The organism is Mesoflavibacter profundi (assembly GCF_014764305.1).
GTDB classification, from domain to species: domain Bacteria; phylum Bacteroidota; class Bacteroidia; order Flavobacteriales; family Flavobacteriaceae; genus Mesoflavibacter; species Mesoflavibacter profundi.
The window spans coordinates 289,162-312,988 of the sequence record NZ_CP061703.1; the positions used below are offsets into that span (position 1 = coordinate 289,162).

Below are 23,827 nucleotides of genomic sequence, written 5' to 3' on the forward strand. Positions count from 1 at the left end.
AAATATTTACACACTGAAATTGTTTTAAGGGGAACAATAAAGCAATACGAAATTAAATAGTTTTAACTTATTTACTCAAATAATAAATGTTATAAAAGTAAGTTTTTCGTTAAACAACAACTTTATTAGATTAACAGATTTCTACTTACAAAAGCCGAATTTACATTCGTTAAAAATTTATTAAAATTCTACAAATATTGAGTAGTCATTCTATTTACTAATATGAATTTAAAATTATTATATCTTAAGAATACAATTATCTTTGCACAAATTTAATTTTCTATGAAATTTACTGAAGAAATCAAACGAAGAAGAACTTTTGGTATAATATCGCATCCAGATGCAGGTAAAACAACACTAACTGAAAAATTATTACTTTTTGGTGGAGCAATACAAGAAGCTGGTGCTGTAAAAAGCAATAAAATAAAAAAAGGTGCTACTAGTGATTTCATGGAAATTGAAAGACAAAGAGGTATATCTGTAGCAACATCTGTTCTTGCATTTGAGTACAATGGTATAAAAATAAATATTTTAGATACGCCTGGACACAAAGATTTTGCAGAAGATACTTACCGTACATTAACCGCTGTAGATAGTGTAATTGTAGTAATTGATGTCGCTAAAGGTGTTGAGGAACAAACCGAAAAATTAGTAGAAGTTTGCCGAATGCGCAACATACCTATGATAGTGTTTGTTAATAAATTAGACCGTGAAGGAAAAGATGCATTTGAGTTATTAGATGAAATAGAACAAAAATTAAAGTTAACTGTTACACCATTAAGTTTTCCTATTGGCATGGGTTATGAATTTAAAGGAATTTATAATATATGGGAGAAAAACATTAATCTGTTTAGTGGAGATAAAAGAAAAAACATTGAAGAAACTATCGAAATTTCAGATATAAACTCACCTGAAATTAATAAGATAGTTGGAGATAAATCTGCCGATACTTTAAGAGAGGAATTAGAATTAGTTGAAGGAATCTATCCTGAATTTAATAAAGAAAATTACTTAGAAGGTAAACTACAACCAGTATTTTTTGGATCTGCCTTAAACAATTTTGGAGTAAGGGAACTATTAGATTGTTTTATAGATATTGCTCCTATACCAAGACCTAAAAAAAGTGAAGAACGCTTAGTAAAACCAAATGAAAAAGAGTTTACAGGTTTTGTTTTTAAAATACATGCTAATATGGATCCAAAACACAGAGACCGACTAGCTTTTATTAAAATTGTTTCTGGAGAATTTAAAAGAAACACTCCTTATTTACATGTAAGAAATAATAAGAAAATGAAATTTTCTAGTCCAAACGCCTTTTTTGCTGAAAAAAAAGAAATTGTAGACATTTCTTATCCTGGTGATATTGTAGGCTTACACGATACAGGTAACTTTAAAATTGGAGATACTTTAACAGAAGGAGAAATTATAAATTACAAAGGAATACCAAGCTTCTCACCAGAACATTTTAGATACATTAACAACGCAGATCCTTTAAAATCAAAACAACTTTATAAAGGTATTGATCAATTAATGGATGAAGGTGTAGCTCAATTATTTACCCTAGAACTTAATGGAAGAAAAGTAATTGGTACCGTTGGAGCTTTACAGTATGAAGTAATACAGTATAGATTAGAGCACGAATATGGCGCAAAATGTACATACGAAAATTTAAATGTATATAAAGCTTGTTGGGTAGATCCAGAAGATGAAAAAAATGAAGAATTCAAAGAATTTACTCGTGTAAAACAACGCTTTTTAGCAAAAGACAAACATGACCAATTAGTATTTTTAGCAGATTCTGCATTTTCTTTACAAATGACAGAACAAAAATACCCAAGTATTAAATTTCATTATGTTTCTGAGTTCAAATAACCAAAACAACATTTAAAGACATTTTAAACGAGTCAAAATATTTTCATTCAAAATGTGTAAGGTTAATTATTTTAAGCCTTTAAAAACGATTTAAATAAGCGATTTTTTTACATTCAATAAACAAATATTATTAAAAAAATAATTTCAATAATAAATATTTATACAAAAAAATCCCATCTATTAAGATGGGATTTTTTTATGCTTGACCAGTTGGTCCAAAATTTAAAGGAATTGGAGGTTGCTCATAATCTTTAATTTCTCCATGAGCATTTTCAAATCGCTGTACATTATCTCCTAAAGCTTTTAATAATCTTTTTGCATGTTGCGGAGTTAATATTATTCTAGATTTTACTTTACTTTTTGGAGTACCTGGCATAATGCTTACAAAATCTATAACAAATTCTGAAACTGAGTGATTAATAATGGCTAGGTTAGAATAAGTTCCTTCTGCAGTTTTCTCATCTAACTCTATATTTATTCCTTGTTTTGGTTTATTATCTTTTGCGTCTGACATAATTTATAAATTAATTAAAAAAAAGAATCCTGCTAAAATGCAGGATTCTTTAGTGTTATAATATAATGTGAATTAAAAGTCAATTATAAACTAGTTAAAGTTTACTTCTTGCTTAGCCTTCATCATTTGATCAAATTCTTCTTTAGATCCTACTATGATATTATCATAAGTACGCATACCTGTACCTGCTGGAATACGGTGTCCTACGATAACATTTTCTTTTAGACCTTCTAAAGTATCTACTTTACCACTTACAGCTGCTTCGTTTAGTACTTTTGTAGTTTCCTGGAACGATGCTGCAGATATAAATGATTTAGTTTGTAACGATGCTCTAGTTATACCTTGTAAGATAGGTGTTGCAGTTGCTGGTCTTGCGTCTCTAGCGTCTACTAACTGTTTATCTTCACGTTTTAGTATAGAATTTTCGTCTCTTAATTGGAAGGCTGTAATAATTTGTCCTTCTTTTAAGTTTGTAGAGTCGCCTGCGTTTTCAACAACTTTCATTCCAAAGATTTCATCATTTTCTTCGATAAAATCTGATTTATGAACAAGCTGATCTTCTAAGAAAGTAGTATCACCAGAATCGATAATTCTTACTTTACGCATCATTTGTCTTACTACAACCTCAAAGTGTTTATCATTAATTTTAACACCTTGAAGACGATATACTTCTTGTACCTCATTAACTAGATATTGTTGTACAGCTGAAGGACCTTTGATATTTAATATATCATTAGGCGTTACAGATCCATCTGATAATGGCATTCCTGCTTTAACAAAATCGTTTTCTTGTACTAAAATTTGGTTAGATAACTTAACTAGGTATTTTTTAATTTCACCTAATTTAGATTCCACAATAATCTCACGATTACCACGCTTAATCTTACCGAAAGATACAACACCATCAATCTCACTAACTACTGCTGGATTAGAAGGATTACGTGCTTCAAATAACTCGGTTACACGAGGTAAACCTCCTGTAATATCACCTGCTTTTGCAGATTTACGAGGAATCTTAACTAAGATTTTACCAACCTTAATCTTTTCTCCATCGTCAATCATTATATGAGCACCAACTGGTAAGTTGTATGATCTTATAGCTTCACCTTTACTATCTTCGATAATTAAAGTAGGGATAAGCTTTTTATTTCTAGATTCAGAAATTACTTTCTCTTGGAAACCTGTTTGCTCATCAATTTCAACTTGATAAGTTATACCTTGTTCGATGTTTTCATATCTTACTTTACCAGCAAATTCTGAAATAATTACACCGTTGTATGGATCCCATGAACAAACAACATCTCCTGCTTTTAAAGATTCTCCATTTTTAATAAAAATGTGAGAACCGTAAGGTATATTATTTGTACTTAGTACAATTCCTGTTTTCTTATCTACTAATTTTAATTCTGATGTACGAGAGATTACAACATCTACTTCGTTACCTTCATTATCGGTACCCTTAACTGTTTTAAGGTCTTCGATTTCGGCAATTCCATCAAATTTAGTTACAAGTTTATTTTCTTCTGAAATGTTTCCTGCAATACCTCCAACGTGGAATGTACGAAGTGTTAACTGTGTTCCTGGTTCTCCAATAGATTGAGCTGCTACTACTCCAACAGCTTCACCACGTTGAACCATTTTATTAGTAGCAAGGTTACGTCCGTAACATTGTGCACAAATACCTTGTTTTGCTTCACATGTTAATGGTGAACGAACTTCTACAGATTCTACTGGTGATTGTTCTATTTTATCAGCAATTGTTTCATTAATTAATTGACCAGCCTCTACTAAAACTTCTTCAGTTAAAGGATTGTATACATCGTTTAATGATACACGTCCAACAATTCTTTCAGCTAAACTCTCAACAACTTCGTCATTCTTTTTAAGAGGTGTAACTTCTACTCCTCTTAAAGTACCACAATCTTCACTATTTACAATAACATCTTGTGATACGTCTACTAAACGACGTGTTAAGTAACCTGCATCGGCTGTTTTTAATGCTGTATCGGCAAGACCTTTACGAGCACCGTGCGTTGAGATAAAGTATTCTAAAATTGAAAGCCCTTCTTTAAAGTTAGAAAGAATTGGGTTTTCAATAATTTCTCCTCCACCTGCGTTAGATTTTTTAGGTTTTGCCATTAATCCACGCATTCCTGTAAGCTGACGAATCTGTTCTTTAGATCCACGAGCTCCAGAATCTAGCATCATATATACAGAGTTAAACCCTTGTTGGTCTTCTCTAATACGCTTCATAGAAAGCTCTGTTAACTCGGCATTTGTAGAAGTCCAGATATCAATAACTTGGTTATAACGTTCGTTATTTGTTATTAGTCCCATGTTATAGTTTCCGGTAATTCCGTCCACTTTTTTGTTAGCCTCGTCTATCATTGACTGCTTTTCTGGTGGGATAATAATATCACCTAAACTAAATGATAATCCACCTCTAAATGCGAAATTATAACCTAATGTTTTAATTTCGTCAAGGAAAGCAGCTGTTTCTGGTACACTTGTTACTTTAAGGATATTACCAATAATATCTCTTAAAGATTTTTTTGTTAATACCGTATTTATAAAACCTGCTGCTGCTGGTACTTTTTCATTGAAAAGTACACGACCAACAGTTGTTTCTATAATTTGAGGTACTAATTCTCCTGCTTCATTAAAATCTATAGCACGTACTTTAATTCCTGCGTTAAGATCTACACGCTTTTCGTTGTAAGCTATTGTAACTTCTTCTGCTGAATAGAACGTTAAACCTTCTCCTTTCACTACTAGTTCTGGAGTAGATTTTTTGTGCTTCGTCATATAATATAACCCAAGTACCATATCCTGAGATGGTACTGTTACTGGCGAACCATTTGCAGGGTTTAAGATATTATGAGACGCTAACATTAATAATTGCGCTTCAAGAATAGCTTCTGGACCTAATGGTAAGTGAACCGCCATTTGGTCACCATCAAAATCGGCGTTAAATGCCGTACACACTAATGGATGTAATTGTATCGCTTTTCCTTCTATTAATTTAGGTTGGAAAGCTTGAATACCAAGTCTGTGAAGCGTAGGAGCACGGTTTAATAGTACTGGATGTCCTTTTAAAACGTTTTCTAAAATATCCCAAACTACTGGTTCTTTTTTGTCTATAATTTTCTTTGCAGACTTAACTGTTTTTACAATTCCTCTCTCGATTAATTTTCTAATAACGAAAGGCTTGTATAATTCTGCCGCCATATTTTTAGGAAGACCACATTCAAATAATTTTAATTCTGGTCCTACAACAATTACAGAACGTGCTGAATAGTCTACACGTTTTCCTAATAAGTTTTGACGGAAACGTCCTTGTTTACCTTTTAAAGAGTCTGATAAAGACTTTAATGGTCTGTTAGAATCTGTTTTTACTGCTGAAGATTTACGTGTGTTATCAAATAATGAATCTACAGATTCTTGTAACATACGCTTTTCATTACGTAAAATTACTTCAGGCGCTTTAATTTCTACTAATCGCTTTAAACGGTTGTTACGAATAATTACACGACGGTATAAATCATTTAAATCTGAAGTAGCAAAACGTCCACCATCTAAAGGTACAAGAGGTCTTAATTCTGGTGGAATTACAGGTACCACTTTCATTATCATCCATTCTGGACGATTCTCTCTGTATTCATTAGATTCTCTTAAAGCTTCAACAACTTGTAAACGCTTTAAAGCTTCTGTTTTACGTTGTTTTGAAGTTTCAGTATTTGCTTTATGACGTAACTCAAATGATAAGCCATCTAAGTCAATTCTAGCTAATAAATCAATTAAACATTCTGCACCCATTTTAGCTATAAACTTATTTGGGTCTGTATCTTCAAGATAATTATTGTCTTGAGGAAGCGTTTCTAAAATGTTTAAATATTCTTCTTCTGTTAAGAAGTCCATTTTTTGTAATGGTTCTCCTTCTTCATTTTTAGCATTTCCTGGTTGAATTACTACGTATCTTTCGTAGTAAATAATCATATCTAATTTCTTTGAAGGTAATCCTAATAAATACCCTATTTTATTAGGTAAAGAACGGAAATACCAGATATGAGCAACTGGGACAACTAAATTGATATGTCCTACACGGTCACGACGTACTTTTTTTTCTGTAACTTCTACTCCACAACGGTCACAAACTATTCCTTTATAACGAATACGTTTATATTTACCACAAGCACATTCGTAATCTTTTACAGGTCCAAAAATACGCTCGCAAAATAAACCATCTCTTTCTGGTTTATGAGTACGATAATTTATAGTTTCTGGTTTTAAAACTTCACCTCTAGATTCTGCTAATATAGATTCTGGTGATGCTAAACCAATTGAGATTTTATTAAATCTCTTTACTGAATTCTTATCTTGTTTTCTAGCCATAATTTCTTATAGTATTCAGTCTCCAGCTTTCAGTATGCAGATTTACTACATACTGATTACTGACTACTATTTTTTTATTCTTCTAATCTAATGTCTAACCCTAATCCTTTTAATTCGTGCATTAATACGTTAAAAGATTCTGGTAATCCTGGTTCTGGCATTGGCTCTCCTTTTACGATTGCTTCGTAAGTTTTTGCTCTACCTACCACGTCATCAGATTTTACTGTCAAGATTTCTCTAAGTGTGCTTGATGCACCATATGCTTCTAGTGCCCAAACTTCCATCTCTCCAAAACGCTGACCTCCAAATTGTGCTTTACCACCTAAAGGTTGTTGTGTAATTAAAGAGTAAGGTCCAATAGAACGAGCATGCATCTTATCATCAACCATGTGACCAAGCTTAAGCATGTAAATCACACCTACTGTTGCAGGTTGATCAAAACGATCTCCTGTACCTCCATCATATAAATAAGTATGTCCGTATCTTGGTATACCTGCTTCGTCTGTTAACTCATTAATTTGATCTATAGTAGCTCCATCAAAAATTGGAGTTGCAAATTTTCTACCTAAATCTTGTCCTGCCCATCCTAAAACAGTTTCATAAATCTGTCCAATATTCATACGAGATGGTACACCTAATGGGTTAAGTACGATATCTACTGGCGTTCCATCTTCTAAGAATGGCATATCTTCTTGACGAACAATTCTAGCAACAATACCTTTGTTACCATGTCGTCCTGCCATCTTATCTCCTACTTTAAGTTTACGTTTTTTAGCAATGTAAACTTTAGCTAGTTTAATTATTCCTGATGGAAGTTCATCTCCTACAGATATTGTAAATTTCTCACGTCTTAAAGCTCCTTGTAAATCGTTTTCTTTAATCTTATAGTTATGGATTAAATCTGCGATTAACTTATTAGTATGCTCATCAGTTGTCCAAGTTCCTCCTGTTAAATGCGTATAATCATCTACTGCGTTTAACATTTTTAAAGTAAACTTTTTACCTTTTGGCAACACTTCTTCTCCAAGATCGTTAAAGATACCTTGAGATGTTTTACCGTTTACTATAGCAAATAATTTGTCTACTAATACAGATTGTAATTCGTCAAATTTTGTTGCATATAGCATTTCTAATTTAGAAATATCTTCTTTGTCTTGAGCTCTTTTACGTTTATCTTTAATCGCTCTAGAAAATAATTTTTTGTTTATAACAACACCATGTAAAGAAGGCGATGCTTTTAATGATGCATCTTTTACGTCACCAGCTTTATCACCAAAAATTGCTCTTAAAAGTTTTTCTTCTGGTGTTGGATCAGATTCACCTTTAGGAGTAATTTTTCCAATTAAAATATCTCCAGGTTTAACTTCTGCTCCAACGCGGATCATACCATTTTCATCTAAATCTTTAGTAGCTTCTTCAGAAACGTTTGGTATATCGTTAGTTAACTCTTCATTACCTAGTTTTGTATCTCTTACTTCTAATGAATACTCATCTATATGAATAGAAGTAAAAATATCTTCACGTACTACTTTTTCTGAAATTACAATTGCATCCTCAAAGTTATACCCTTTCCAAGGCATAAAGGCTACTTTCATATTTCTTCCTAAGGCTAATTCTCCTTTTTCAGTAGCATAACCTTCACAAAGTACTTGACCTTTAACAACTGTATCACCTTTTCTTACAATAGGCTTTAAGTTTATTGATGTACCTTGATTAGTTTTTCTAAACTTGATTAAAGGATATGTTTTAACGTCGCTATCAAAACTAACTTTAGCTTCGTCTTCTGTACGCTCGTATTTAATTACTATTTCATTAGCGTCTACGTATTCTACAACACCATTTCCTTCTGCATTAATTAATACACGAGAATCTGATGCTACCTGTTTTTCAAGACCTGTTCCTACAATTGGAGATTGAGGTCTTAATAATGGTACTGCTTGACGCATCATGTTTGATCCCATTAATGCACGGTTGGCATCATCATGCTCTAAGAATGGGATTAAAGATGCTGATATAGAAGAAATTTGGTTAGGCGCTACATCTGTATAATGAATTTCTTTTGGATCCATTACTGGGAAATCGCCTTCCATTCTAGCAATTACTTTATCATGAAGTATTTTACCATCTTCATCAACTTTTACAGTTGCTTGAGCGATTAACTTTTCTTCTTCTTCTTCTGCACTTAAATATGTTGGTGTTCCTTTAATATCTACAACACCGTCTGTTACTTTTCTATATGGAGTTTCAATGAATCCCATTGAATTCACTTTAGCATATACTGAAAGTGAAGAAATTAATCCAATATTTGGACCTTCTGGTGTTTCAATAGGACAAAGTCTTCCGTAGTGTGTATAGTGAACGTCACGTACCTCGAATCCTGCTCTTTCTCTTGATAATCCTCCTGGTCCTAATGCAGATAAACGACGTTTGTGAGTAATCTCTGCTAATGGATTTGTTTGATCCATAAACTGAGATAACTGGTTTGTTCCAAAGAATGAATTAATTACTGAAGATAATGTCTTAGCATTAATTAAGTCTATTGGAGTAAAAACTTCGTTATCACGTACATTCATACGCTCGCGAATTGTACGAGCCATACGAGCTAAACCAACACCAAATTGAGATGATAATTGTTCTCCTACTGTACGTACACGACGGTTAGATAAGTGATCAATATCATCAATCTCTGCTTTAGAATTGATTAACTCGATTAAATATTTAATAATGGTAATGATATCTTCTTTAGTAAGAACTTGTTTGTCCATACCAATATCAAGACCTAATTTTTTGTTCATTCTATAACGTCCAACTTCACCAAGAGAATAACGTTGATCAGAGAAGAATAATTTATCAATTATACCTCTAGCTGTTTCCTCATCTGGCGGCTCTGCGTTACGTAATTGACGATAGATATGCTCTACAGCTTCTTTTTCAGAGTTTGTTGGATCTTTTTGTAAAGTGTTATGAATAATAGCATAATCACCTTGCTGAGAAGATTCTTTATGAAGTAAGATTGTTTTAACTCCTACTTCTAAGATTTCTTCAATATTATCTTTATCTAGTTCTGTATCACGATCTAGAACTATTTCGTTACGTTCAATAGATACAACTTCTCCTGTATCTTCATCTACGAAATCTTCATGCCAAGTGTTAAGTACACGTGCTGCTAATTTTCGTCCTAATACTTTTTTAAGACCAGATTTAGAAACTTTAACTTCTTCTGCAAGATCAAAAATTTCTAATATATCTTTATCACGCTCAAATCCAATTGCTCTAAATAAAGTCGTTACAGGTAATTTTTTCTTTCTATCGATGTAAGCATACATCACTTGATTAATGTCTGTAGCAAACTCTATCCAAGATCCTTTAAAAGGTATTACTCTAGCTGAATATAATTTTGTTCCATTAGCATGGAATGATTGACCAAAAAATACTCCTGGCGATCTATGTAATTGAGATACAACAACTCTTTCTGCTCCATTGATAACAAAAGTTCCACTTGGAGTCATATATGGAATAGTACCTAAATATACATCTTGTACAATAGTCTCGAAATCTTCGTGTTCTGGATCTGTACAATATAATTTTAATCTAGCTTTTAAAGGTACGCTATAAGTTAATCCTCTTTCAATACACTCTTCTATAGTATATCTTGGTGGATCGATAAAGTAATCTAAAAATTCTAATACGAATTGATTACGTGTGTCTGTAATTGGAAAGTTTTCTAGGAAGGTGTTATATAGTCCTTCATCACCTCTTTCTTCAGATTTAGTTTCTAGTTGGAAAAAATCCTGGAAGGATTTAATCTGAATATCCATAAAGTCAGGATATTCTGTTCTATTTACAATAGAAGAGAAATTTAATCTTTCAGCTTGTGTTACTAACATCAATGGACGAAATTTTGATTAAAAAAAAATGTTTGTATATAGCTTGTGACTATATACGACAAATGGTTTAGGTCTTAGAGATACCTCTCCAGACCTAAACCTTTGTAAAATTTATTGGGTAAGCTTACTTAAGCTCAACCTCTGCTCCTGCTTCTTCTAATGAAGATTTTAAGCCTTCAGCTTCGTCTTTAGAAACTCCTTCTTTGATGTTGCTTGGTGCACCATCTACTAATTCTTTAGCTTCTTTTAATCCTAAACCTGTTAATTCTTTTACTAATTTAACAACTGCAAGCTTAGAAGCTCCAGCTGATTTAAGAACTACATCAAATTCAGTTTTTTCTTCTGCAGCGTCTCCACCAGCAGCAGCACCACCAGCAGCAACAGCTACTGCAGCAGCAGCAGGCTCTATACCATACTCATCTTTTAAAATAGTAGCTAACTCGTTTACTTCTTTAACTGTTAAGTTAACTAATTGTTCTGCGAAATCTTTTAAATCTGCCATTTTTCTATCGTTTTAATAATTTTTTAATTTAAATATATAATTGTAAAAGTGCGTACTTTTTTAACCTTCTCTTTCTGATAAGGTCTTTACTAATCCAGATAATGTATTTCCTCCTGATTTAAGAGCAGAAATTACATTCTTAGCTGGTGATTGTAATAATCCTATAATATCACCAATTAATTCTTCTCTAGACTTGATATCTACTAGTGCGTCTAATTGATCATCACCTAAGTAAATAGCTTCTTCTATGAATGCACCTTTTAATAAAGGTTTATTAGATTTTTTTCTGAAAGCCTTTATAACTTTAGCTGGAGCATTCCCTGCCTCAGCATACATTACAGAAGTATTACCTTTTAAAGTTGATGGTAAGTCTCCAAAATCTTTGTCTGAAGCTTCCATTGCTTTTTCTAGTAATGTATTTTTAACAACTGCTAATTTCACGTTTGCTTTGAAGCATGCGCGACGTAAATCTGAAGTTGCAACAGCGTTTAATCCAGAAATATCTGCAATATAGATATTAGCATTATCAGCTAATTGAGCAGTTAAGTCTTGAATTACTTGTGATTTTTCTTCTCTTGTCATAATAAAAGTTTTTAACTACTTAACCAATTTTAGTATCAATTGCAATACTTGGGCTCATAGTACTTGACATGTAAATACTTTTTACATAAGTACCTTTTGCTGCTGTAGGTTTAAGTTTAATTAATGTTGTTAATAATTCGTTTGCATTTCCTGCAATTTTATCTGCAGTAAAAGATGCTTTCCCTATAGATGCATGTACGATACCAGTTTTATCAACTTTAAAATCGATTTTACCAGCTTTTACTTCAGTTACTGCTTTTGCAATATCCATAGTTACTGTACCTGTTTTAGGGTTAGGCATTAATCCTCTTGGACCTAAAATACGTCCTAACGGACCTAACTTACCCATAACGCTTGGCATTGTTATAATTACATCAACGTCAGTCCAACCGCTTTTAATCTTATCTAAATACTCGTCTAATCCAACAAAGTCAGCACCTGCTTCTTTAGCTTCTGCTTCTTTATCTGGAGTTACTAATGCAAGAACTTTAACGTCCTTACCTGTTCCATGAGGAAGAGATACAACACCTCTTACCATTTGATTAGCTTTTCTTGGATCTACACCAAGTCTAACTGCTATATCAACTGATGCATCAAACTTAGTATTTGTTATTTCTTTTACTAAAGCTGAAGCTTCTTCTAAAGAATATAATCTATCCTTCTCGATTTTAGCTTGAGCTTCTTTTAGTTTCTTTGTTAATCTTGCCATTTTCTTAAAATCTTTTTAGGTTAATTTGGTGCATCTCCACCTTTAACAGTTATACCCATAGATCTTGCAGTACCAGCAATCATTCTCATTGCTGAATCAATAGTAAACGCATTTAAATCTTGCATTTTATCTTCAGCTATAGTTCTGATTTGATCCCAAGAAACTTTTGCTACTTTTCTTACATGAGGTTCTCCTGAACCTTTTTTTACTTTGGCCGCTTCTAATAATTGAACTGCTGCAGGTGGTGTCTTAATTACAAAATCAAAAGACTTGTCTTTGTAAACAGATATCACAACTGGTAATACTTTACCAGCTTTATCTTGTGTTCTAGCATTAAACTGCTTACAGAACTCCATGATATTAACTCCAGCAGCACCTAAAGCGGGTCCAACCGGTGGCGATGGGTTCGCTGCACCTCCCCTAACTTGTAGTTTAACTACTTTACCTAATTCTTTTGCCATTTTTAAAATTTTTGTATTGTAATAATATAAATTGGAAGCCTACATTATTACTTACTTATTTGGTGTAACAATTATTAAATCTTCTCTACTTGCATATAACTTAATTCTAATGGAGTTTTTCTTCCAAAAATCTTAACCATTACTTCAAGTTTACGTTTTTCTTCATTTATATTTTCGATAGTACCATCAAAACCATTAAATGGACCATCAATAACCTTTACAGTTTCTCCGATAGTGTAAGGTATCGCTACATTAACATCAGCATCTACTGTAAGCTCATCAACCTTACCTAACATTCTATTTACTTCAGACTGTCTTAATGGTAAAGGATCACCTCCTTTAGTAGCTCCTAAAAAACCTATAACATTTGTAACAGATTTAATAATGTGAGGAACTTCTCCTGTTAAGTTAGCTTTAATCATTATGTAACCACTAAAATAAACTTTCTCTTTGTTTATTTTTTTTCCATTACGAATCTGAACAACCTTTTCAGTTGGAACTAAAACTTGTTCTACATAATCTTGTAAACCTAGTCTAGCTATTTCGTTTTCAATGTAAGTCTTAACTTTATTTTCTTGTCCACTAACTGCTCTTACAACATACCATTTTTTCTCTCCTACTTCAGCCATAAAACTATCCGTTTATTAGATTAAAATAAAGTGTAATCACTTTACTAAAAACTGTATCTACTCCCCAAATAGCTAGTGAAAAAATGATTGAAAATACAGCTACAAGAATTGTTAAACTTTGAGCTTCTGCCCAAGGAGTCCAACTTACATTATTCTTAAGTTCTGTAAAAGATTCTTTTATATAATTAACTACTCCAGCCATAATATTTTATTGGTTAAATAAAGAAAAACTTTATTTCAATGTTTTTGCACGGGTTGAGAGACTCGAACTCCCGACACCTGGTTTTGGAGACCAGTGCTCTACCAACTGAGCTAAACCCGTAAATATAAATCAAGGTGTTTCTCTTAAGAAACACCTTAATTTAGTTATTTATTGAGACTAAAAATTAGTCTAAAATTTCAGTTACCTGACCAGCACCAACTGTTCTACCACCTTCACGGATAGCGAAACGTAAACCTACGTTCATTGCAATTGGTTGAATTAACTCAACAGTGATAGTTAAGTTATCTCCTGGCATTACCATCTCTACTCCATCTGGTAAAGAAATAGTTCCTGTAACGTCTGTAGTACGCACGTAGAACTGAGGACGATAATTGTTATGGAATGGAGTATGACGTCCACCTTCTTCTTTTTTAAGGATATAAACCTCTGCTTTGAAATTTTTGTGAGGAGTTACAGATCCTGGCTTAGTAATAACCATTCCTCTAGAGATTTGAGTCTTTTCAATACCTCTTAATAAAATACCAGCATTATCACCAGCTTCTCCTCTATCTAATATTTGACGGAACATCTCGATACCTGTAATAGTAGAAGTTAATTTCTCTGCTCCCATACCGATAATCTCAACAGGATCACCTGTGTTAGCAACACCAGTTTCAATACGTCCAGTAGCTACTGTACCACGACCAGTAATAGAGAACACATCTTCGATAGGCATTAAGAAAGGCTTATCCATATCACGCACTGGCTCTTCAATCCACTCATCTACAGCATTCATTAACTCCATTACAGTATCCACCCACTTTTGCTCACCATTTAAAGCTCCTAATGCAGAACCAGAAATAACAGGACCATTATCACCATCATATTCGTAGAAAGATAATAATTCTCTAACTTCCATATCTACTAACTCTAAAAGCTCAGCATCATCAACCATATCAACTTTGTTTAAGAAAACAACGATACGAGGAATACCTACCTGACGACCTAATAAGATGTGCTCACGAGTTTGTGGCATTGGACCATCTGTTGCAGCTACTACTAAAATAGCACCATCCATTTGAGCAGCACCAGTTACCATGTTCTTTACATAATCGGCGTGACCAGGACAGTCAACGTGTGCATAGTGACGATTAGCTGTTTGATATTCTACGTGAGAAGTATTAATTGTAATACCTCTTTCTTTTTCTTCTGGAGCGTTATCGATAGTATCGAAATCTCTTGCTTCTGATAAACCTGCATCAGCTAATACTTTAGTAATAGCAGCAGTTAAAGTTGTTTTACCGTGATCTACGTGTCCAATAGTACCAATATTTAAGTGTGGTTTTGAACGATCAAAAGTTGCCTTTGCCATGTTTTAATAATTTAATCTTAGTTATATAATAATATTAGTGTATTCTAATCTTTGTTTAAATTAGAGCCAATGACGGGATTTGAACCCGTGACCTCTTCCTTACCAAGGAAACGCTCTACCCCTGAGCTACACCGGCTTAAATATTAGAGCGGGAGACCGGGTTCGAACCGGCGACATTCAGCTTGGAAGGCTGACGCTCTACCAACTGAGCTACTCCCGCAATTATTTAAAATCCTTAATTTAAGTTTAAAAAAGTGGGGAGAGCAGGATTCGAACCTGCGAAGACATAGTCAGCAGATTTACAGTCTGCCCTCGTTGGCCGCTTGAGTATCTCCCCAATTTAAACTTTTCACTCTTTATATGAACGTAAAAACTCTTATTAAGTTTTCAATCTAAACGAGCCGATGGAGGGACTCGAACCCACGACCTGCTGATTACAAATCAGCTGCTCTAGCCAGCTGAGCTACATCGGCTTTTGAACTTTTTTTGACCTACAAAAAAAGCCCGCTATTTCTAACGGACTGCAAATGTATATATTTTATTTTTTTTTCAAAACATTTTTTGAAAATATTTTAAAATTATGCTCGTAATTTTTGTTTTCGTTTTTGTAATTGCCTTTTTAATGTTGAAATTGCGGTATCTACTCCTTCTTCAAATGTCTTACATTGTTTTTTTACCATTAAACTTTCTCCTGGTATATTAATTTTTGCTTCAAAAATTTTATTTAAATTATTTGTTGTGTTTTCAACCTTTAAATAAACTTCTGTTTGGATGACTTTATCATAAAAATGATCTAATTTATTCATCTTGTTTTGTATAAACTCTAGCAATTGTGGCTTTGCATTAAAATTTACTGCTTGTGTGTTTACCTTCATTGTGTTTTATTTTGGTTAAACATTATTTTTTACTTCTTGGATGTGCTTTTTGATACACTTTTTTTAATTGTGCTATACTATTATGTGTATAGACTTGGGTTGCAGCTAGTGATGAATGCCCTAATAATTCTTTTACAGCATTAATTTCTGCTCCTTTATTTAAAAGATGTGTAGCAAACGAATGTCTAAGTATATGCGGACTTTTTTTAATCTTACTTGTCACTACACTAAAGTAGTCTTTTATTATTCGATAAACTAAGGTTTCATAAAGTTTAACACCTTTTTGGGTTACCAAAAGATAGTCGCATTGATTTGAATTTTCTAGTTGATCACGATAGTTTAAATATTGATTTATACTTGTTATGATTGTTTGTATTAATGGAATTAATCTTTCTTTATTTCTTTTTCCTAATATTTTTACTGTTTTATTTTCTAAATCAATGTCTTTTAATTTGATGTTTATTAGTTCTATTCTTCTTATTCCTGTTGCATAAAATAATTCTATTATTAATTTATTTCTTGCTCCTTCGAATGTTTGTGCATGACTTATTGTATTTAATACTGCATTTATTTCTGTTTCGGAAAAAGGGATTTGATTTTTTTTACTTGTCTTTAATGCTTTGTGAGTAGATAATGGGTTAGAGCTTATTTCTTCAATCTTTATTAAATATTTATAAAAACTGTTTAGTGCGGAAACCTTCCTGTTAACAGTTCGGTTGGACATTCCTAAATTTACCATATGTATTATCCACTGTCTAATATCTTGATAGCTGACTTCTTTTAAGTCTTTGTTTGATGTTGAATCTTCAAGATATTGTTGGAATGCAGATATGTCTTTTTTATATGCAGTTACTGTTAATTGAGAGTATTTTTTTTCTAATAACAGATATTCTAAGAATGTTTTTAAAAGCATAATTTGTTGTTGATTTATAAATATAAGGGAATTATTTATATAAAAAAATCCCGCTTTATTAAGCGGGATTTTGTTTATTAAATACTTTTAATTAAATAGATTCTTGATCTTTTAATCTTTGTACATATTGTGCTTTTTGTATTTGTGCTCTTTTTTCTATAGATGGTTTTGTAAATTGCTTACGACCATATAAAGATTTACGCGTTCCTGTTTTATCAAACTTACGCTTGTAACGCTTTAACGCTCTTTCTATATTCTCTCCTTCTTTTAATGGAATTATTAACATAGTGTCTTAACCTCCTCTCTTTTAAAATTTTGGTGTGCAAATATAGAAACTATTTTAATTTTTTCAATTTAATTTTAAAAAAATTATTCTTTATTAAATAGACTTGACCTTTTAGTTAAATCTTTTATTAATTGCTCGTCTTCTTCGCTTTCTAACAAAGTGTTATAATTGTCCCAAAATGATTTATGGTATGGCTTTTTTGCGAAAATATCTGGATCCCATTGTTGTGTTAATGACTGCTTTACTTTGTCTTGATCTACAATAACTTCTGTAAACAGTATTTCTTGTACTGTGTAATAAAAGCGTTCTTCTTTATTATACCTTTCTTGCTCTTCTTCGGTTAATTTTTCGTTTTTTAAACCAACATTTACAAGTTTTGGAGTTTCGTAGTAAATATAATTTGGGTACATTTTATCTTGATACTCCATATAACTAATCACTAATTTATGATTGGTTTGCGTATCAAATAATCTTTTACTTCTAGTTTTTTGTGCTGCTGAAGCTGCTACTAAATCATATTCTATTTTTTTAATTGCGAAATTATCCCAATAAATGTAAATCCATCCTTTTGCATTATAGCCTTCATTATAGATTCCTTCTGTATCTAATCCTACAAAATCTTCTGCTTTATCTATTTTTATTTTGTAAATTTTACGTTCGTTATCTACTAAAATAGTGTCTAGGATAAATTTATGTTTTGCTAAAACATCTTTACCAAATAAGGCTTTTGGTGCTTTTGAGTTTCTTACCATATTTAATTTACCCTTAAATAGGTTTTCTAACCCGTTAACTCTGGTATCATTCCACTTTATTGCTTTTACTAAAGATGATGTGTTTATTGTATCTCGTCTTAAGTTTTTTGGCTTTAGATTAACGTTGGCATTGTATTTTAAATAGGTAGAATACGCAAATAAGCTATCTACGTCTCTTAAGTCATAACTTTTCCTTACTTCATCTACATTTATTTTTATATTGTCTACATCGCCATTAACGTAAGTAGAATCGTCATAAATAGTTATAGCACTTTCTACTAACCATTTAAATTCTTTTTTGTTTCGTTCTTTATGTCTTAAAAATCCTTTTTGTAAATAGGCTTGATTAGGCATATTTCGATCTAATCTATCCAATGCTCTTAAAACAATACTATCTCCTGTTTTTGGTCTTGGAGTTGCGTTTAACACTACTTCTTCTAAGGTTGCAATATCTTCTTCTAAAAACACTTCAAAAGAGTTGTCAAATTCTTCAACTGGTACTTTAAAACTTTTAAATCCTATTGAAGATATTACTAATGTATCTTTTGACATACTTTCTGGCACAAGAAGGACAAATTTACCATCTGCATTTGTAACAGTACCTATTGTTGTATTTTGAACATATACACTTGCACTTTCTATTGGTAGAAGATTAATAAAATCTACTACTTTATTTTTAAGCTCGTGTTGTGCAGTAGCAATTGAGCTTATTAAAATAAAAACAAATAATAAGGACTGTTTTAAGTAAGAACGTTTCATAAATAATGGGACAAATTTTATTTTGTTGCTGGTTTATAATCTTTACCGTCTATAACCATTTTTGCAATTATTTCTCTTAATATTTCTGAAGTTCCGCCACCAATTGGTCCTAATCTACTATCTCTTAACAATCTTGCTAGAGGATATTCTTCCATGTAACCATATCCGCCTAAAAATTGTAAACAATCATAAATTGCTTCATCTGCAACTTTAGTAGATTTTAATTTAGACATTGTAGCTTCTTTTACTACATATTCGCCTTTATCTAATCTAGCTGCTATATTATAATTGAAAGTTTTGCAAAATTCAACCTCAGTTAAATGATCTGCTAAACGGTGTCTTAATGCTTGAAATTTATCAATAGTTGTACCAAAAGCTTGTCTTTCGGACATATATTTAATTGTATACTCGATTGCAAACTGCGTTCTTGCATGCGCATTTACACCCATAATTAGGCGTTCTAATGCAAAATGCTGCATAATGTAAGGAAAACCTTTATTCTCTTCTCCCATTAAATTACTTGATGGGATTACAACATTATCAAAAGCAATTTCACCTGTATCTGATGCTCTCCATCCAAGTTTATCAAGTTTTGTGGCTGAAACTCCTTTTGTATCTCTATCTACTAAAAAGATACTAATTCCTTTATTACCTAATTCTGGGTTTGTTTTTGCAGCAACGATTAAATAATCACTGTAAACTCCATTTGTAATAAATGTTTTAGAGCCATTTAACACATAAGTATCACCTTGTTTTACAGCAGTTGTTCTCATTCCTGCCACATCACTACCACCAAAAGGTTCTGTTATACATAAACAACCTATCATATCGCCAGTTATACTAGCTGTTAGGTATTTATCTTTTATTGCTTCACTACCTTCTGCATTAAGGTGAGTCATTGCTAAATAAGTATGCGCCCAAATAGCAGCAGCAAATCCTCCAGAATTAATGCGTTGTAATTCTTCTAAAAGAATTATCATGTAAAAGATATCTAAATCTAATCCGCCATATTGTTCTGGATAGCTTATACCAAAAAATCCCATCTCACCAAATTTGTTCCAAATAAAGCGATCTATTGTTCCGGTTTGCTCCCATTTATCAATGTGAGGCACAACTTCTTTTTGTAAAAAATCTTGTAAACTTTTTCTAAATAATTGATGTTCTTCTGTGAAGTACATACTTCCCATAGCTTGTTAGTTTTTAATTTAATTGAGTTGTAAAGATAACTTAATTATATCAAATTTTTTAAGCGGAAATCCTTTAACTTTTTTTAATTGGTCTAGATTTGAAAATCCATCTAACAGCGTTCTAGTTTCTATTATTTGATGAGCGATTTCATAATCAATATATTGCACTGTAACCAACTCTGATTTTGTTGCAGTATTTAGGTTTATTTTTTTAATTTTTCTTGGTGTAAGAATAACAAACTGTGTTTTTATCCTATCAATTACTTCAGTAGTTAAGCCATAAACTTCTGTAAGTTCTACAAAATCGTTAAAGCCATTAATTTTTTCTCTGTGATTAACAATTCTTGCAGACAAAGCTTCTCCAATACCGTATATTTTTTTTAAATCAGAAATTGTAGCTGTATTTAAATCTATTTTCTTAGATGAATCGAGCTTAGAATTAGAAGACACATAATTAGGACTAACCTTTGTTCTAGAATTCTTAACCCATTCTGGAAACTTAAAATACGGTGAAATTTTATTAAGTAAACTATCTGAAACTTTAGTAACCTCTTGAAATTGTTGTGAAGAATTAATCCATTTATCCTTTGACCTAAACCTTAATAATCTATCAATTTCTTCTTGAGTCATTCCTAAAGTATAACCTTTGTAGTCGGTAATAAAATTAGGATTGAAAGGATAAATTTTAGGCTTTCTGTTTTCAATCTCTATAGCTTTTAATGAGTCTATTTGAGTAATAAAAGCAGTAATTTGTTCTGGAGTTTTATTTGAATTAATTCTAGGACTATCAAGCGAAGGAAGCACAAAAAATATAAACAATTGAATAATTACAATTATTGAAAACAATAAAAAAATCCCATTTCTTTGTTGTTTTGTAAACGAGAAATGGGATTGAAATTTCATTCTAGTAATTTTTACATTTTATCTACTAAATCTGTTGCTCCGTCTTCTAAAGCATCTTCTTTTTTATTAATAGCGTTCATGTATTTACTAAGTTCTTTTTTAATAATTGGAGATAACATAATAACACCAATTATATTAGGTACTACCATCGCAAAAATCATAGCGTCTGAAAAGTCTATAACAGCACCTAAACTGATTGACGCTCCTATGATAACAAACATTAAGAATAATATCTTATATACTAAATCTGTTATTTTTCCTTTACCGAATAAGAAAACCCAACCTTGCATACCATAGTATGACCAAGAAATCATAGTACTAAATGCAAATAAAATTACAGCTACAGTTAATACAATTGAAAAATGCGGTATTACACTATCAAAAGCAGTTGCAGTAATTTCTACACCTTCTTTTATCTCTACACCATATTGCATAAATCCACCATCAAAATTTGTAATAACAATAACTAAAGCCGTCATTGTACAAATTACAACAGTATCTACAAATGGTTCTAACAATGCTACGATACCTTCACTAGCAGGATATTTTGTACGTACAGCAGAGTGAGCAATAGCAGCAGATCCAACTCCTGCTTCGTTAGAGAATGCTCCACGACGCACACCTTGGATCATAACTCCAATGATACCACCTAAACCAGCTAATGGTGTAAATGCACCACTAAAAATAGCTCCAAATGCATCATCAATTAATGTAAAGTTTGCTAACAATATAATTAAGGCTGCTAATACATAAATACCAGCCATAAAAGGAACAATTTTTTCTGTTACAGAAGCAATACGCTTAATTCCACCAATAATTACAACTGCAACTAATACAGCCATAATAATCCCAAAATACATACCTGCATTATCGCTTGTTAAACCAAATAATTTAGTGAATTGTGCTGCAGCTTGATTAGCTTGAAACATATTTCCTCCACCAAAAGATCCACCAACTACAAATATGGCAAATAAAACTGCTAATACTTTACCAATACCACCAGCGCCTTTTTCTTTTAATCCTTTTGTTAGATAATACATTGGTCCACCGTATACAGTACCGTCTTCTCCAACATCTCTATACTTTACACCTAAAGTACATTCTGCAAACTTAGAAGCCATACCTAATAATCCTGCGATTATCATCCAAAATGTTGCTCCTGGTCCACCAATAGATAGAGCTACAGCAACACCAGCAATATTACCTAAACCTACTGTTGCAGATAATGCTGCTGTTAAGGCCTGGAAGTGAGATACTTCTCCATCTGCACCTTCATCTTTAATTGTTTCAAAAACATCTCCACCTGGTGTTTGATCACCGTATAAAGTATCTACACCATGCTTCTCTATATCTTCATATTTACCTTGTACAACTTTAATTGCTGTTTTAAAACCAGTAATATTTATAAACTTGAAATAAATTGTAAAGAATAATGCTCCTCCAACTAAAACCAATAATACCCATGGAATCTTAATAGTATCTGTAAAAGGAATTTCAGAAAATATTCCCTCAACAAACCAACCTGTATATTTTTTAAATACAGCGTCAATTTTTTCTGCAGTACTATCTTGTGCAAAAGAGATTATTGGTAATATCAATGCTAACATTGAAAGAAGAGATTTCTTCATAATTATTTTAATTTGTTAGTTAAATTTAGTTAAAATTTGTGTTAAAGTTAGCAATATGCAAAAAATTGATGGAATTTTAAAACAATACGTGTTAAAACCAATGTTAGTCTAACTTATAAACTGTATTTAATTTATGGATTTGTTCTGGCCTTCCTAATACTATTATTTTTGAATTTGGCGCCAGCTTTTGTTCGGCTTCTGGGTTAACAACATACTCACCGTTTTGTCCTTTGTAACCTATGACAGTACAACCTGTTTTATGTCTTAAATCTAGATCTTTAATGGTTCTTTGGGTTGTATTGGCATCGTAAAGTTTTTCTACACTAATTTCTTCTATATTAATGTTGGTTTCGCCAACTATTGCTAGATTATCTATAAATTCTATTAAATCTGGAACAACAACTAAAGACGCCATGTGGTCACCACCAATTCTATCTGGAAGTATAACATTATTTGCTCCTGCTAGTTTTAGTTTTTCGTAAGAGGTTTCTTGAGATGCTCGACTTATAATGCGTAAATCTTTTTTTATTTGTCTTGCAGATAACACTACAAATAAATTATCGGCATCGTTTGGCAAAGCAGAAATTAATGTACTTGCGCGTTCTATACCTGCTTGATGTAAAACCTCATCTTCGTTAGCATTTCCTAATACAAAATGAGTGTTTTCATCTTGAAATTTTTCAATAGTTTCTTTATTTTTTTCAATAATAACAAAAGGTTTGTTGTAAGCTAACAATTTTGTTGCAGCTTGTTTTCCGTTTCGTCCATAACCACAAATAATTATATGATTGGACATAGCATCAATTTTTTTCTGCATTTTCTTTTGTTTTAGTTCTTCAATATTGTTTCTACTTAAGATGTATTCTGTTATTACTGTTATTGCATAACCTACAATAATTACACTTGTTAGTATTAAAAAAATCGTGAATATTTTAGAGACATCATCTAATGGTTGTACTTCTCCAAAACCTACTGTAGTTATTGTGATTACAGTCATATACAACGCATCTACCCAACTATAATGGGACATAAATTTAAACCCTAAAACACCAATAACTAATAATGTAATTAATAGGGTTATAGCTGTATATACCTTAGATCTAAAAAGTTGAATTAATGGATTGGTCATAGTTTACAAATCAAAAACCGAAGATCTTTTTGTGTAGATTAAGTCTTTTACACGCATCCAAAATGCTAAAAATAAATATAATGCAAATCCAAAACCTAAAGTCACAAATGTAAGGTACATAAAACTAGTTCTTACAACTTTGGCTCTTATCCCTAAACGATCTGCTATACGCTGGCAAACGTGATAGCCTCTTTTTTGAAAATAATGTAATGGTTTATATAAAAATTGCATAGTGCAAGGTAATTAATTTTAACATTAGTTTAAATTTAATTT

General features: G+C 32.0%; 20 protein-coding genes and 5 tRNA genes. 1 reads left to right on the forward strand and 24 read right to left on the reverse strand.

Annotated features, from left to right (window positions below; all coding sequences use genetic code 11):
* The first annotated feature begins 282 nt into the window (after window positions 1-282).
* A complete protein-coding gene (locus IFB02_RS01315; protein ID WP_106688314.1) occupies window positions 283-1,872 on the forward strand; it encodes a peptide chain release factor 3 in 1,590 nt (529 codons plus the stop codon).
* Between the two features lie 196 nt (window positions 1,873-2,068).
* Here IFB02_RS01315 and IFB02_RS01320 read toward each other — a convergent pair whose 3' ends face one another.
* The 24 genes from IFB02_RS01320 to IFB02_RS01435 all read right to left on the reverse strand — a co-directional run bounded on the left by IFB02_RS01320 (window position 2,069) and on the right by IFB02_RS01435 (window position 23,785).
* On the reverse strand, window positions 2,069-2,386 hold the full coding sequence (locus IFB02_RS01320) for a DUF3467 domain-containing protein (protein ID WP_106688313.1): 318 nt from the start codon (window positions 2,384-2,386) through the stop codon (window positions 2,069-2,071).
* Between the two features lie 90 nt (window positions 2,387-2,476).
* On the reverse strand, window positions 2,477-6,778 hold the full coding sequence (gene rpoC / locus IFB02_RS01325; RefSeq protein ID WP_106688312.1) for a DNA-directed RNA polymerase subunit beta': 4,302 nt from the start codon (window positions 6,776-6,778) through the stop codon (window positions 2,477-2,479).
* A gap of 74 nt (window positions 6,779-6,852) precedes the next feature.
* Window positions 6,853-10,665 carry a DNA-directed RNA polymerase subunit beta gene (gene rpoB, locus IFB02_RS01330; protein WP_106688311.1) on the reverse strand — a complete coding sequence of 1,271 codons (3,813 nt, stop codon included), beginning with the start codon at window positions 10,663-10,665 and terminating at the stop codon, window positions 6,853-6,855.
* A 124-nt stretch (window positions 10,666-10,789) separates the two neighbouring features.
* Entirely contained in the window at window positions 10,790-11,167 is a 378-nt protein-coding gene (gene rplL, locus IFB02_RS01335; RefSeq protein ID WP_106688310.1) for a 50S ribosomal protein L7/L12, read from the reverse strand.
* A 60-nt stretch (window positions 11,168-11,227) separates the two neighbouring features.
* Window positions 11,228-11,749 carry a 50S ribosomal protein L10 gene (rplJ, locus tag IFB02_RS01340; protein ID WP_106688309.1) on the reverse strand — a complete coding sequence of 174 codons (522 nt, stop codon included), beginning with the start codon at window positions 11,747-11,749 and terminating at the stop codon, window positions 11,228-11,230.
* 19 nt (window positions 11,750-11,768) lie between these two features.
* Window positions 11,769-12,458: a 50S ribosomal protein L1 gene (gene rplA / locus IFB02_RS01345; RefSeq protein WP_191072945.1), complete on the reverse strand. Its 690-nt coding sequence runs from the start codon at window positions 12,456-12,458 to the stop codon at window positions 11,769-11,771.
* Between the two features lie 20 nt (window positions 12,459-12,478).
* Window positions 12,479-12,919: a 50S ribosomal protein L11 gene (gene rplK, locus IFB02_RS01350; RefSeq protein ID WP_106688307.1), complete on the reverse strand. Its 441-nt coding sequence runs from the start codon at window positions 12,917-12,919 to the stop codon at window positions 12,479-12,481.
* A 74-nt stretch (window positions 12,920-12,993) separates the two neighbouring features.
* Complete coding sequence (gene nusG, locus IFB02_RS01355; protein ID WP_106688306.1) at window positions 12,994-13,548, reverse strand: transcription termination/antitermination protein NusG; 555 nt, start codon at window positions 13,546-13,548, stop codon at window positions 12,994-12,996.
* Window positions 13,549-13,552: 4 nt separating this feature from the next.
* Window positions 13,553-13,750 carry a preprotein translocase subunit SecE gene (gene secE, locus IFB02_RS01360; protein ID WP_106688305.1) on the reverse strand — a complete coding sequence of 66 codons (198 nt, stop codon included), beginning with the start codon at window positions 13,748-13,750 and terminating at the stop codon, window positions 13,553-13,555.
* A 47-nt stretch (window positions 13,751-13,797) separates the two neighbouring features.
* Window positions 13,798-13,870, reverse strand: a tRNA-Trp gene (locus IFB02_RS01365).
* 64 nt (window positions 13,871-13,934) lie between these two features.
* Window positions 13,935-15,122: an elongation factor Tu gene (gene tuf, locus IFB02_RS01370; protein ID WP_106688304.1), complete on the reverse strand. Its 1,188-nt coding sequence runs from the start codon at window positions 15,120-15,122 to the stop codon at window positions 13,935-13,937.
* 64 nt (window positions 15,123-15,186) lie between these two features.
* A tRNA-Thr gene (locus IFB02_RS01375) sits at window positions 15,187-15,258 on the reverse strand.
* Between the two features lie 11 nt (window positions 15,259-15,269).
* A tRNA-Gly gene (locus tag IFB02_RS01380) sits at window positions 15,270-15,342 on the reverse strand.
* A gap of 35 nt (window positions 15,343-15,377) precedes the next feature.
* Window positions 15,378-15,459 (reverse strand) — tRNA-Tyr (locus IFB02_RS01385).
* Between the two features lie 62 nt (window positions 15,460-15,521).
* A tRNA-Thr gene (locus tag IFB02_RS01390) sits at window positions 15,522-15,595 on the reverse strand.
* A gap of 105 nt (window positions 15,596-15,700) precedes the next feature.
* The gene (gene hpf, locus IFB02_RS01395; RefSeq protein WP_106688303.1) at window positions 15,701-15,997 is read right to left on the reverse strand and encodes a ribosome hibernation-promoting factor, HPF/YfiA family; all 297 of its coding nucleotides are present in this window, start codon (window positions 15,995-15,997) and stop codon (window positions 15,701-15,703) included.
* A gap of 22 nt (window positions 15,998-16,019) precedes the next feature.
* Window positions 16,020-16,910: a tyrosine-type recombinase/integrase gene (locus IFB02_RS01400; protein ID WP_106688302.1), complete on the reverse strand. Its 891-nt coding sequence runs from the start codon at window positions 16,908-16,910 to the stop codon at window positions 16,020-16,022.
* A 91-nt stretch (window positions 16,911-17,001) separates the two neighbouring features.
* Window positions 17,002-17,196: a 30S ribosomal protein S21 gene (gene rpsU, locus IFB02_RS01405; protein WP_106688301.1), complete on the reverse strand. Its 195-nt coding sequence runs from the start codon at window positions 17,194-17,196 to the stop codon at window positions 17,002-17,004.
* A gap of 83 nt (window positions 17,197-17,279) precedes the next feature.
* On the reverse strand, window positions 17,280-18,707 hold the full coding sequence (locus tag IFB02_RS01410; protein ID WP_191072946.1) for a carboxypeptidase-like regulatory domain-containing protein: 1,428 nt from the start codon (window positions 18,705-18,707) through the stop codon (window positions 17,280-17,282).
* A gap of 17 nt (window positions 18,708-18,724) precedes the next feature.
* Window positions 18,725-19,894: an acyl-CoA dehydrogenase family protein gene (locus tag IFB02_RS01415; protein WP_191072947.1), complete on the reverse strand. Its 1,170-nt coding sequence runs from the start codon at window positions 19,892-19,894 to the stop codon at window positions 18,725-18,727.
* Window positions 19,895-19,912: 18 nt separating this feature from the next.
* A complete protein-coding gene (locus tag IFB02_RS01420; protein ID WP_191072948.1) occupies window positions 19,913-20,797 on the reverse strand; it encodes a ComEA family DNA-binding protein in 885 nt (294 codons plus the stop codon).
* Between the two features lie 11 nt (window positions 20,798-20,808).
* Entirely contained in the window at window positions 20,809-22,425 is a 1,617-nt protein-coding gene (locus IFB02_RS01425) for an alanine/glycine:cation symporter family protein (protein ID WP_106688297.1), read from the reverse strand.
* A 103-nt stretch (window positions 22,426-22,528) separates the two neighbouring features.
* Window positions 22,529-23,554 carry a potassium channel family protein gene (locus IFB02_RS01430; RefSeq protein WP_106688296.1) on the reverse strand — a complete coding sequence of 342 codons (1,026 nt, stop codon included), beginning with the start codon at window positions 23,552-23,554 and terminating at the stop codon, window positions 22,529-22,531.
* Between the two features lie 3 nt (window positions 23,555-23,557).
* Complete coding sequence (locus IFB02_RS01435; RefSeq protein WP_106688295.1) at window positions 23,558-23,785, reverse strand: PspC domain-containing protein; 228 nt, start codon at window positions 23,783-23,785, stop codon at window positions 23,558-23,560.
* Between the last annotated feature and the right edge of the window lie 42 nt (window positions 23,786-23,827).

What these genes read in the sequence shown, in the direction of transcription:
- tuf (WP_106688304.1), bottom strand. Translation starts at nt 15,122, where the DNA reads ATGGCAAAGGCAACTTTTGATCGTTCAAAACCACACTTAAATATTGGT.
- rplA (WP_191072945.1), bottom strand. Translation starts at nt 12,458, where the DNA reads ATGGCAAGATTAACAAAGAAACTAAAAGAAGCTCAAGCTAAAATCGAG.
- IFB02_RS01400 (WP_106688302.1), bottom strand. Translation starts at nt 16,910, where the DNA reads ATGCTTTTAAAAACATTCTTAGAATATCTGTTATTAGAAAAAAAATAC.
- IFB02_RS01430 (WP_106688296.1), bottom strand. Translation starts at nt 23,554, where the DNA reads ATGACCAATCCATTAATTCAACTTTTTAGATCTAAGGTATATACAGCT.
- rpoB (WP_106688311.1), bottom strand. Translation starts at nt 10,665, where the DNA reads ATGTTAGTAACACAAGCTGAAAGATTAAATTTCTCTTCTATTGTAAAT.
- IFB02_RS01420 (WP_191072948.1), bottom strand. Translation starts at nt 20,797, where the DNA reads ATGAAATTTCAATCCCATTTCTCGTTTACAAAACAACAAAGAAATGGG.
- rplL (WP_106688310.1), bottom strand. Translation starts at nt 11,167, where the DNA reads ATGGCAGATTTAAAAGATTTCGCAGAACAATTAGTTAACTTAACAGTT.
- secE (WP_106688305.1), bottom strand. Translation starts at nt 13,750, where the DNA reads ATGGCTGGAGTAGTTAATTATATAAAAGAATCTTTTACAGAACTTAAG.
- rplJ (WP_106688309.1), bottom strand. Translation starts at nt 11,749, where the DNA reads ATGACAAGAGAAGAAAAATCACAAGTAATTCAAGACTTAACTGCTCAA.
- IFB02_RS01415 (WP_191072947.1), bottom strand. Translation starts at nt 19,894, where the DNA reads ATGGGAAGTATGTACTTCACAGAAGAACATCAATTATTTAGAAAAAGT.
- IFB02_RS01315 (WP_106688314.1), top strand. Translation starts at nt 283, where the DNA reads ATGAAATTTACTGAAGAAATCAAACGAAGAAGAACTTTTGGTATAATA.
- rplK (WP_106688307.1), bottom strand. Translation starts at nt 12,919, where the DNA reads ATGGCAAAAGAATTAGGTAAAGTAGTTAAACTACAAGTTAGGGGAGGT.
- rpsU (WP_106688301.1), bottom strand. Translation starts at nt 17,196, where the DNA reads ATGTTAATAATTCCATTAAAAGAAGGAGAGAATATAGAAAGAGCGTTA.
- IFB02_RS01425 (WP_106688297.1), bottom strand. Translation starts at nt 22,425, where the DNA reads ATGAAGAAATCTCTTCTTTCAATGTTAGCATTGATATTACCAATAATC.
- rpoC (WP_106688312.1), bottom strand. Translation starts at nt 6,778, where the DNA reads ATGGCTAGAAAACAAGATAAGAATTCAGTAAAGAGATTTAATAAAATC.
- hpf (WP_106688303.1), bottom strand. Translation starts at nt 15,997, where the DNA reads ATGAAGGTAAACACACAAGCAGTAAATTTTAATGCAAAGCCACAATTG.
- IFB02_RS01320 (WP_106688313.1), bottom strand. Translation starts at nt 2,386, where the DNA reads ATGTCAGACGCAAAAGATAATAAACCAAAACAAGGAATAAATATAGAG.
- IFB02_RS01410 (WP_191072946.1), bottom strand. Translation starts at nt 18,707, where the DNA reads ATGAAACGTTCTTACTTAAAACAGTCCTTATTATTTGTTTTTATTTTA.
- nusG (WP_106688306.1), bottom strand. Translation starts at nt 13,548, where the DNA reads ATGGCTGAAGTAGGAGAGAAAAAATGGTATGTTGTAAGAGCAGTTAGT.
- IFB02_RS01435 (WP_106688295.1), bottom strand. Translation starts at nt 23,785, where the DNA reads ATGCAATTTTTATATAAACCATTACATTATTTTCAAAAAAGAGGCTAT.